Source organism: Bartonella sp. SL320 (assembly GCF_059687635.1).
The window spans coordinates 503857-510000 of record NZ_CM185143.1 but is presented as its reverse complement, the minus strand read 5'-3'; the positions used below and the strand labels follow the sequence as shown (position 1 = coordinate 510000).

4 protein-coding genes and 1 pseudogene (1 of these 5 only partly in view) are annotated in these 6144 nt (G+C 36.9%); 4 read left to right on the top strand and 1 reads right to left on the bottom strand.

What is annotated here, in order from left to right; all coding sequences use genetic code 11:
* The 4 genes from AC6ER8_RS02160 to AC6ER8_RS02145 form a co-directional block, all read left to right on the top strand.
* Positions 1-1236, top strand: the 3' portion of a protein-coding gene (locus AC6ER8_RS02160) for a M23 family metallopeptidase (RefSeq protein WP_497078963.1). It extends 750 nt beyond the left edge of the window; the window shows 1236 of its 1986 coding nt (coding positions 751-1986); its start codon lies off the left edge, out of view; the stop codon is at positions 1234-1236.
* Positions 1237-1673: 437 nt separating this feature from the next.
* The gene (locus AC6ER8_RS02155) at positions 1674-3176 is read left to right on the top strand and encodes a metallophosphoesterase (protein WP_497078961.1); all 1503 of its coding nucleotides are present in this window, start codon (positions 1674-1676) and stop codon (positions 3174-3176) included.
* A gap of 329 nt (positions 3177-3505) precedes the next feature.
* On the top strand, positions 3506-3661 hold the full coding sequence (locus tag AC6ER8_RS02150; protein WP_497078959.1) for a hypothetical protein: 156 nt from the start codon (positions 3506-3508) through the stop codon (positions 3659-3661).
* A 286-nt stretch (positions 3662-3947) separates the two neighbouring features.
* Positions 3948-5462, top strand: a complete 1515-nt coding sequence (locus AC6ER8_RS02145; protein ID WP_497078957.1) for a metallophosphoesterase — start codon at positions 3948-3950, stop codon at positions 5460-5462.
* 213 nt (positions 5463-5675) lie between these two features.
* Here AC6ER8_RS02145 and AC6ER8_RS02140 read toward each other — a convergent pair.
* Positions 5676-6051, bottom strand: a pseudogene (locus AC6ER8_RS02140) (sensor histidine kinase); the annotation flags it as partial.
* Between the last annotated feature and the right edge of the window lie 93 nt (positions 6052-6144).

Genomic DNA, 6144 nt, shown 5'->3' with positions numbered 1-6144 from the left:
AATGTAACCGTTTCTCCGCAAAGTCACCGTATCGATCTGGCAAAAAACTATGTTGAAGATATTATTCCTATTCGTAAAAAACAAACAATAGCCGATGCTTTTAAAAAAACCAGTTACACAAAGAATCAAGTTGAACAAGTTGTCAGTACGCTAGAAAAATTTAACCTTTCCGATACCTTGAAAGAGGGAAGTCTTTTACGCATTGGTATCGTCACACAAGCTGGAGAAGAAGATCATCTCGTACGTGCAAGTATTTATCAAGGGATGTATCATGTGCTCACCATTGCCCTCAATGATAAAGGTCAATTCATTGAAAGCACAGAGCCTAAAATGTCTAAAGCCCTTAAAACGGCTTTTCAAAATGGTATTCCGCATTCTTATATCAATAGCGCGCAATTACCAACAGCCTATGATGCCCTCTATAGTGCTTTGCTAAGCCATAATATATCACAATCTCTCTCTCATCGTCTTATTCGTCTGCTGGCCACCAATATTGATATGAAAAGCCGAATAACCCCCAATGATCAGATTGAAATATTTTATGCCATACCACAAAGCGATAAAGAGACCTCAAATGGCAAAAAGAATTTAAAAACAAAAGAACCATCCAAAAATGTTGATCCAGAAATTCGTTATATCAGTGCAACTTTTGGCAATACAACCTATAAATATTACCGTTATCAATCAAAAGACGGCAGCGTCGATTATTATGATTCTGAAGGAAAAAGTTCAAAGCCTTTCTTGCTGCGCAAACCCACACCAAACGGCATTTTTGGTTCCCCATTTGGACCACGCAAACATCCTATTTTAGGCTATGTCCGCATGCACACAGGTGTTGATTGGGTTGCACCAAAAGGATCTCCTATTATTGCTGTGGGAGATGGTATTGTCACAAGAGTCGGTATAACAGGTGGTTATGGAAATCATACAGAAATTCAACATGCCAATGGATATGTGAGCAGTTATTCCCACCAAAGTCGTTATGCACCAGATATCAAACCAGGCGTGAAAGTACGACAAGGACAAATCATTGGCTATGTTGGAACAACAGGGATGGCAACCGGCCCCCATTGTCACTTTGAAATCATTGTCAATGGCGTCAAAGTTGATCCCATGCGCATTCGTATACCCGATAGCAAAGCCTTAACCAATCAAGACCTGCAAGTATTCTTGCAAGAAAAAAATAATATTGATTCCTTAATCAACAGCCCAATAACACCATCTGAAGAAACGTAAAGTATGGAAAGATCTAAACCGCTTTTTTATGACTTAAAATATCTAAAAAACAGGCTGTCCACTGACCTTTCTCAAAAAATTCTGCACTTTAAAATATCCGCAAAAGAATAGGCTAAGAAAGAGACATCCCATGCAAAGCAGCAAAGCAACAATCAAAAATTAAACGCCCTCCCCTTTCAAATTTTGGCCTCTTTCAGATTTTACGCATACATCATACATAAAGTGCAAAATATGATCTAAAGCATAAAAGAAGTCCGTAAAATTTTGACTTTTCTTCCTTGTACGTTGATCCAGAATCTGAAAAATGCATCATTGATGCGATCTCAAAACGCATGAATCAATAATCAATTTTTAAAAAGTTATTTTATACAAATTGATAAAATCATTTTGAGCTTTATATCATAAAGATAATAAAATATTTAAAAGAGATTGAGTTTATGAAATCTCCAACAATAAGCATGATTATTGTTACACTGATGAATCCCTTTTTCCTTATCTCTGAAAAAGTGGTGGCGATGCCTTATCATGTGCAAAACGGTATAACAGAATCAAAAACGCAATCAGAAAAACGACAAAATCACGCACCAACGAAGAAAAACATCCCAAATAAAAAAAACATCAATGGCATTAAAAATCTAAGAAACTCCGGTATTTCAGTTAAAATTGAGGGACATGAAAATGCACAACAAAAAAAGAGAGCTTTCCCCATCAAGAGATTGGCTAAGCTAAAAAATGAAAAACGCGCATCAAGAATTCTTCATATAAACTGGCAAAAGTGGCTGAAAGAAGGGGGAAAAATTGAGAAAAGCAAACTTCTGTATGGTCCATTTTCTAATGCTCCCCCCACCCATCCATTAAAATTTCTTCCCATCAACAGCAGTGACATTTTGCAAAAGCAGCAATCTCAAAAAAATAAGCATTCAACAGCAATACAGCAAGCTCAAAGACAGTCTCAATCTCCCAACAATTACACCATTATTATCGCAGCCGACCCCCAACCATGGAAATTGCCAACCGGTGATCCGAATTCAAGAACAAATAGAGATCCATGGATCAAAAAAAATAAACAAGTTGCAGAGACCATAAAATCACATAACGCCGCTTTTATCATCGTGAATGGTGATTTAACAGAATATGGCCGAAAAGAAACATACGACGACTATGCTAATATTTATAAAACACTTGGTATTCCTGTTTATGAGGGGCTCGGTAATCATGATTACGCGAATAATGTTGACGATTGCATAACGCCTAAGGCATTGAATTTTTTTAGAGATTCTTGTGCGATAAGTGCTGTGGAAAGAATGGTCGTAGAAATAAAGAAATATGAAAAAACTCTCTCTAATTTCAATAAGCACCTCTCTGAAAAATGGCTTTTTAATGGTTTTTATCTCCTCGAAGGCAGTTTGAGTTATTCATGGGATCGCGGCGATATTCACTACGTACAACTTCAACATCATCCACTCTATGAAGTAACTTTAAGAGAACGCACGACATCCGTACGCATTAAGAACTCTTTGGATTGGCTGAGAAAAGATTTAGCAGCAGCTGAGAAAAGAGGGAAAGTGATAATTCTCAACTTTCACGATGGGCGTCCCTATTTGCAAGATAGAGATTCGCATTTTCTTCAACCCCAAAATGTGCAAAAGCTCGCTGAATTTAAATCAATTATTACAAAGTACAATGTCAAAGCAATTTTTGTAGGACATGAACATGTTCCATTCTATTGTCTTTCAAAGGACGATAAAGTCTTTGGCAATATCCCAGTCTATACATCTGGCGCACTCTTTATGGGATTCTACCATCTCATCAATGTGCAAGGGCAAAATATTCGTGTTCAATCATATATTGAACAAACAGGAGAAGAAATTTCAAGCGCTGATCTTTTAGAAAAGAGTAGACACAAAACATACTCCTTGAAAGGGTGTAGTAATTTATAAAAATATTTTTTTCCCATCAAAAAGCAAACCTTTAAAGACTTCTTTAAAAAAAAGTTTTCTTAAAAAAAGCGGGTGAATTACTTTAATGACTGATGATGAGTTTTGATAAAAGAAAGAGTCTTTGCGTGCTCTCAAAGCAGAAATGTCAAAAAGAGTTTTTTTGACCTAGGTACCAAACGGTTCCCCAAGTGCCAAACGGATCCCCAGTTGCCAAACTGTTCTATAAACGACACGGACTAAATGCCGTCTTTTATTCTAAAGCTTGGCTCTTCATCCCAACACCTCATCTTCTATCATAAGCATCAATTGTCCATTGGGCTTAGAGCCAAATGACAAATTTTTCGACAATACTTTTACAAAGAGAGCAAAAGCATTTTGCAAAAGAAGCTTATCAAAGCGCAGAAAAAACTCTCCATATTAAAGATGATAGTGTTCTCTTAAAGCCTTATACAAACCTTATTATTAACGATGCACGCTACCATTGATTATCGCTTAATTTATACCCTAAAAAACATAAAGCTTTGTTTTTGGAATTTCTCACGCATAATTCAATAGAGAAGAGTAAAGAAAGAAATTGCAAAAAGAAAACGCATAAATCGAGCAAAATTTGTAGATTGATCTTATTGTTTTCAGTATGAGCCGTCTGACAGATAGATCTGTATCATCTGAAAAAGAGTGACCAAAATACCATAAAAAAATCGAATTTAAAGTTTCTAATTGATATGACACCTATCAGGTATTTTCTGGGGGGGAATTTTTGATGATACCCTCATGAAATGCAACATAACAGTTCCTATAATTTTTTTTACCACCTTTGTTTGTATGAAGCCTTATAGCCTTCACGCGCAAAATGTTTGTATAAAAAACGAAACAAGGCGAGATTTTATCGACAAATTACCTAAACCGCAACGCGTTGCATTTGATGATCGTTCTACAGATGTCTATATCGTTAATGAGCTGACCAATCCGCCTACTTCTATGGTATTAATCGATAAAGGTATAGAACGTGGAGTATGGAAAACAGATGAATATTGGAAGAATAAAGGACCTTCAAATATAATTGCATCTGGTTGTGTGGGAAAAGCAGCAACAACCTCCAATGCGTGGCTTTTTGGATCTGGAGGATGGGCTAAATATAAAGTACAAGATGATGGCACGATTTTAACATTCCAATGGTATAACCCTTATCACGGTGCCAATCAATATTCTGCGACCGCAAGCAGAAAAGGTTATTATTTTGAACGTGTGGAAGGGGTTGGTGATAACGCGAGAACAATTTGGTATATAAAAAGAAAAGCCCCTATCAAAAATTATAACATTGTCATAGCAGCTGATCCGCAACCATGGCGTTTAGATACTGGCGATCCTAATGGGAATAGCAACAGGCAGCCATGGCTAGAAATAAATAAGAAAGTCGCGCGTGCACTAGAATCTCATGCAGCTGCATTTTATATCGTCAATGGCGACTTAACAGAATATGGCCGCCCCCAAACCTACCAAGACTATGCAGATGTCTATAAAAGCATGCCTTATCCTGTCTATGAAGGACTTGGAAATCATGATTATTACAATAATATTAATGATTGTACGATACCGATAGCAAATCTTTCAAAGGATGCATGTGCGCTAAGTGCTATAAAAAGAATGTTGCAAGAGCTAAAAAAATATAGTCAGTCTTTACCTGAGTTTAATCAACATGTCATTTCTCGTAAAATTTTTCGCCTTGAAAGATTCTATGACATCATAACGGGAAGCTTAAGCTATTCATGGGATTATGGAGATATTCACTACGTACAACTGCACAATTATCCAACATATACTGCATATTTATCTGATGGTATGACTAAAGTAAGAATAACGGGTGCTCTTAAGTGGTTAAAAAAAGATTTAGAAGCAGCTGATAAAAGAAGGAAAGTGACAATTCTCAACTTTCACGATGCTCGCCCCTATTGGCACGATAACGATTCGCATTTTCTCCATCCTCGAAATGCGCAAAAGCTCGCTGAATTTAGATCAATTATTACAAAGCACAATGTCAAAGCAATTTTTGTAGGACATACACATCGGCAATTCTATTGCCGTGCACACAATGATAAAGTCTTTGGCAATATCCCTATATACACATCTGGAGCACTCTTTAGAGGAGACTATTATCTTGTCGATGTACAAGGAAAAAATATTTACGTTAAAGCCTATAATGGGAAAACAGGAAAACCAGTTTTGCTCAAAAATTTAAAACTCAATGGAACCAACCCCTCCCTCTGGACGAGTTGTAGTAATTTATAAGGACATTTTTTCGCTTTCAACTTTCACACACAAAAGGGAGGACCTTCAAATTATCTAAGGTGCTCCCTTTTTACCCTCTACATTTACGTTTTGGTCAAGGAATGATAATGGTTATCCCCTCTCAAAGCAGGAGCTCAAATAAAGGTTTTTGACCCAGTTACCAAACGGTTCCCCAGTTACCAAACTGTTCTATAAATGACACGGACTAAATGCCGTCTTTTGTTCTAAAGCTTGGCTCTTCATCCCAACACATCATCTTCTATCGTAAGCATCAATTGTCCATTGGGCTTAAAGACCAAAAGAGATATAAATATGCCCCGAACGTTGATCAGGAAAAGCCTATTTTAAAGAATGAGAACAGTTTGATCATTTCAAGTGTTTTCACATCTCTTAAAAATTGTCGAGACTCTTTAAATTCCATTTGAATAGTCATGTTTTTTGCCATTCAAAAGGATTGACCAATTCGACGTCATGCACCACAAAACTAAGTAAACTCTGCCAAGAGCGTCATTTCCCTGTCATCACTCAAGCGCAAACGACGATATGCTGTGAAAATTGTCTGAATACAATCGCGTTCAGCTCTTAGAACAATGGGGGAATTCCAAGGGTTATGGCATCTCTTGAAGACAAGCAGGTTGCGTAGGAATAATCAAGCAAATCTCCTATAAATAATGATGTGTTC

Excerpts from the sequence above, each read along its gene's own strand:
- AC6ER8_RS02155 (WP_497078961.1), top strand. The coding sequence starts at position 1,674 with ATGAAATCTCCAACAATAAGCATGATTATTGTTACACTGATGAATCCC.
- AC6ER8_RS02150 (WP_497078959.1), top strand. The coding sequence starts at position 3,506 with ATGACAAATTTTTCGACAATACTTTTACAAAGAGAGCAAAAGCATTTT.
- AC6ER8_RS02145 (WP_497078957.1), top strand. The coding sequence starts at position 3,948 with ATGAAATGCAACATAACAGTTCCTATAATTTTTTTTACCACCTTTGTT.